The following is a 4,958-nucleotide window of genomic DNA, read 5'->3' on the forward strand; positions in this document are numbered from 1 at the left end:
CCTGAGGTGATTAAGCCGGGTGAAAACCTGACGATGACGGTGAAGACCGATGGTCCACAGCAGGTGGCACTGTTTGCCGTAGATGAAGGGATCTTGCAGGTAGCGCGTTATCGCCTGAAAGATCCGCTGGAGTACTTCTTCCGTAAGCGTGAACTGAGCGTGGAAAGCTCGCAGATCCTCGATCTGATCCTGCCGGAATTCAGCAAGCTGATGGCGCTTGCGGCGGCACCGGGCGGTGATGCGGGTGAAGGGCTGGATCTCAACCTGAACCCGTTCAAACGCAAACGCGACAAGCCGGTGGCCTATTGGTCTGGCATTACCGAAGTCAACGGCGAGAAGCAGTTTACCTATCCGGTGCCGGATTACTTCAACGGCAAGATCCGCGTGATGGCTATTTCGGTTACGCCAAGCAAAATCGGCAAAGCCCAAACCTCCGCGACGGTACGTGACAACTTCAACATGACGCCGAACGTCCCTTACATGGTGGCACCAGGGGATGAGTTTGATGTCAGCGTAGGGGTCAGCAATAACCTCGAAGGGTTGAACGGTAAACCTGTGGCGATCGCCGTGCAATTGACGCCGCCGCCGCAGTTGGAAGTGGTGGGTAAGGCCGAACAAAGCCTGTCATTGGCCCAGAAGCGCGAAGGTGTGATCAACTTCCGCCTACGCGCCAAGGCAGCACTGGGAGATGCCCCGCTAGTGTTTGATGCGCGTTATGGTGATAAAACCAGCCGCCGTACTATTAGCACCTCGGTGCGTCCGGCAATGCCTTACCACACCCAGACGGTGATGGGCCGGATGAGCGGCAGCAACCAGAATATTGATAATCTGCGGCAGATGTTTGATGCCTATGCACAGCGTAGTGCGGCCGTATCCCACTCACCGTTGGTGCTGACCAACGGTCTGGCGCAGTATCTGGCGGATTATCCGTATTACTGTTCTGAGCAGATCGTCAGCCGTTCCATTCCGCTGATCATGCAAAGCCAGCACCCGGAAATGAAAAGCAGCCTGAGCCAGGAGGAGGTCAGCAAGCAGCTGAAAAACCTGCTCGGCGTACTGCGTTCTCGCCAGAACGACAGCGGGGCCATCGGTGCCTGGCGTTCATCGCCGGAAACCGATCCTTTCGTCACGCCATACGTGGTGCAATACCTGCTGGAAGCCAAAGCGGCGGGTTATGCCTTGCCGGTGGGGATGCTGGAAGATGCCAACGGCGCGCTGCGTGAACTGGCAGCCAACCGTTATGATGATATGTATCATCTGCGTCTGCGTACCTGGGCGGTCTACCTGCTGACCTTGCAGGGCGAAATTACCACCAACTCGCTGGCCTCGGTGCAGGATACGTTGCAGAAACTGTATCCAGACAGCTGGAAAACCGATCTGAGTGCCCTGTATCTGGCATCGTCTTACCGTCTGTTGAAAATGGACGATGAGGCCAATGCCTTGCTGCAACCTAGCTGGAAGCAACTGAGCAAAGCCTATGACAAAGGCTGGTGGACGCAGAATTACTTCGATCCGCTGGTGCAGGACGCGACGCGTCTGTACCTGATCACTCGTCACTTCCCGGACAAGGTCTCTTCCATCCCTCCGCAGGTGTTGGAGAACATGGTCAAGGCGTTGAAAGAAGAGCGTTACACCACCTATTCTTCGGCGATGAGTATCCTGGCGCTGGAAAGCTATTCGGCTCAGGTGGCGGCGCAGGCCAATGCCACGGATTCGCTGACGATTGCGCAGCTCGGCAAGCAAGGTAACGCCGATCCGCAGGTGATTTCAGAGATGATAGGGTTGTTTGCCAAAGGCCAGTTTACTGCCGAGGCCAAGGCTATCCGCTTTACCAATAGCGCCGACGCTCCGGCCTGGTATGTGGTTACTCAGGCCGGTTACGATCTGGCTGCGCCACAGAAAGCGATTGCTCGCGGTTTGGAAATTACCCGTGATTACACCGATGAACAGGGTAAACCGGTCACTCAGGTAACGTTAGGGCAGAAGATTAACGTTCATCTGAAAATCCGCGCTAATTCGAAAGAAGGGCAGAACAATCTGGCGATTGTCGATCTGCTGCCTGGCGGATTTGAAGTGGTGCAGCAAACGGCACCAGAGCCAGAATCGACCGGCGAAGACGGTGAAGCCAGCGAGAATACGGACGCAGGCTGGCAGTCACCACTGGCTGCCTCTGGCTCCACTTGGGCGCCTGATTATAGCGATATCCGTGAAGACCGGGTGATCATCTATGGTAGCGCCAGCACCGATGTGCAGGAGTTTGTCTACCAGATTAAAGCGACCAACACCGGCAGCTTTGTGATCCCTCCGGCTTATGGCGAAGCCATGTACGATCGTGAAGTGCAGGCCATGTCGGCCAGTAGCGGTAAACTGGTGGTTGTACCGGCGGATAGTAAATAAGCCATCGCGATGCCCCGCAGCGTTGAGCTGCGGGGTTCGTGGGTTCTGAGACTCCATGAAAATCCTTCCTGTATCTGCTGTGGCAAAGCGCTGGCTGCAAAATATCTTGATGGCGGTATTTCTGCTGGCGCTGGGCTTGGTGGGGGCGCGGCTGTGGCCGCATCCTCCTCTTTCGCAGGGTATGCCTTTCTCCACGGTTTACTACGATCGCCACGGGACCCTGATGCGCCTCACGTTGGCCAATGACGATCGTTATCGCCTGTGGACGCCGTTGGAAAAGATCTCGCCGCTGGCGGTGCAGGGTATTTTGCTGCATGAAGATCGCTGGTTCTTTTACAACCCCGGATTTAACCCCGTCAGCCTGCTGCGTGGTTTTTGGCGCAGCTACGTAGCCGGCGGCAAAATGCAGGGCGGTTCGACCATTACCATGCAGCTGGCGCGCATGCATTGGCATCTGAATACCCGCACACCTGGCGGTAAACTAATGCAGGTAGTGCGGGCCGTTCAGCTGGAGCTTAGCTACTCCAAGCACGATATTTTGGAGGCCTATCTCAATTACGCCCCCTACGGCCGAAATATCGAAAGCATCGGTGCGGCCAGCTTGATCTATTTTGCCAAGGCACCGCAGGATCTGACCTTGCCGGAGGCGCTGACGCTCTCGGTGTTGCCACAGTCACCTAGCTATCGCATCGATCCTAAAACCGGCGTGCTGGGGCAAGCCCTGACGCAGGCCCGCAATCGCCTGTTTCAACGTTGGCAAAGTGTTTATAAAACCGACAGTAGCCAGCGTGCCTTGTTTCAACTCCCTTTGGCACTGCGCCAGCCAGAACGGATGCCGTATATTGCCCCGCACTTTATCGAACAGTTGCGCCAACAGACCCAGCAGTTAGTGCAACTGGATACCCGTGTGGACACCGAGCTGGACGCTGGGCTACAGCGGCTGATCGAAAGGCAGGTGAATGCATTTATCGTCCGCAACCAGAGCCGGGGGATCCATAATGCCGCGGTGCTGTTGGTGGACAGCCGTGATATGGGAATACGGGCGCTGGTGGGCTCAGCTGATTATTACAACCGCGAGATCCAGGGACAGGTGAACGGGACCAATGCCAAGCGTTCCCCAGGTTCTACCCTCAAGCCCTTTATTTATGCCTTGGGGATGGAGCAGGGCGTTCTGCATCCGATGACCATCCTGAAGGATGTGCCTTCGTCTTTTGGTGCCTATGCGCCAGAAAACTTTGACCGACGTTTCCTGGGGCCGGTAACGGCGACAGACGCGTTGAATTTCAGCCGTAATATTCCTGCGGTGTACGTGGCTTCACAGTTACGGCAGCCAACGTTTTATCAGTTTTTAAGCCTGTCCGGCATCGCCAACCTGGCCAGTGAGAACCATTATGGGCTTTCGTTGGTGTTGGGCGGTGGTGAAATCACCGCCCAGGAGCTGGCGAAGCTGTATGCGTTGTTGGCCAACCGGGGCGCATTGCGCCCATTACGGATGCAAAAGAGTGATGCCTATCCGCCCCCAGTCCGTTTGCTCAGCGAAGAAGCCAGCTTCACTACGCTGGATATGCTGCGTCAGCACCGTCGGCCGGGAGACACGCTGGCGCAACGCTCGTCATCGCTGCCGGTCTATTGGAAAACCGGGACCTCCTGGGGCTTCCGCGATGCCTGGAGCGTCGGGATCTTCGGGCCTTACGTGCTGGTGGTGTGGGAAGGGAATTTCGACAGCAGAGGCAACAATGTGTTTGTGGGTGCCGATGCGGCAGCCCCGCTATTTTTCAATATTATCGACAGCATTAACGCCAGCTATCCGGTCTTGCAGGAGCCGAAACATCCTTTCCCGAAACAGTTGAAACGGGTCGATATCTGCCTGGCCAGCGGCAACCTGCCGACGCAGTGGTGCCAGCAGAAAGGCAAAACCTGGTTTATCCCCGGCAAGTCGCCGATCAAGGTCGATACCGTCTATCGTCCGGTGCTGCTGGATATTCACAGCGGTGAGGTGGCCTGCCCGCCGTATGATGAAACGCAAACCCGCACCGAAGTGTTTGAGTTCTGGCCTTCCGATCTGGCTAACGTGTTTGCGCAGGCTGGATTACCCAAGCGGGCTCCGCCGGTAAACCATTGCAAAGATAATGCGGTGGCGATCGGTGGCAGCCCGCCGCGCATTACCTCGCCACTGAAAAATACCACCTATACCTTGCGGCAATCTCAGCAGGGGCGTGACAAAATCTCCTTCAATGCGGTGACGGACGCGGACAGTAAAACGGTGTATTGGTTTGTCGATGATATTTATCTTGGCAGCAGCGCCAGTAAAACCGCCATCGATTGGCGGCCGGTCAATAATGGTCAGTATCGCATCCGGGCGGTGGACGATCATGGTCGTGCCGATAGCCGCCTGATCACCATTGAGTTGGTGAACTAAGATGCCCCTCACCCTAACCCTTATGTCTTGATCTTCTCCGCCTTAGCGGAGAAGATCCCCGACTGATCATCGGGAGATAGCCGGTGAGCTCCCCCTAACCCTTGTGCCTTTGAGCCCGCGGGAGAGATTGTGCCCCGGCTGT

General features: G+C 56.3%; 2 protein-coding genes. Both read left to right on the forward strand.

The window, feature by feature from the left end:
• Positions 1-2,397 (forward strand): alpha-2-macroglobulin family protein (locus ACLQ7H_RS01350; RefSeq protein ID WP_411751114.1); only part of this gene is annotated, 2,397 nt, incomplete at its 5' end.
• Between the two features lie 55 nt (positions 2,398-2,452).
• On the forward strand, positions 2,453-4,816 hold the full coding sequence (gene pbpC / locus ACLQ7H_RS01355) for a penicillin-binding protein 1C (protein WP_411751115.1): 2,364 nt from the start codon (positions 2,453-2,455) through the stop codon (positions 4,814-4,816).
• Positions 4,817-4,958 lie beyond the last annotated feature (142 nt).

The organism is Serratia sp. (in: enterobacteria), assembly GCF_046715635.1.
Taxonomy (GTDB): domain Bacteria; phylum Pseudomonadota; class Gammaproteobacteria; order Enterobacterales; family Enterobacteriaceae; genus Chania.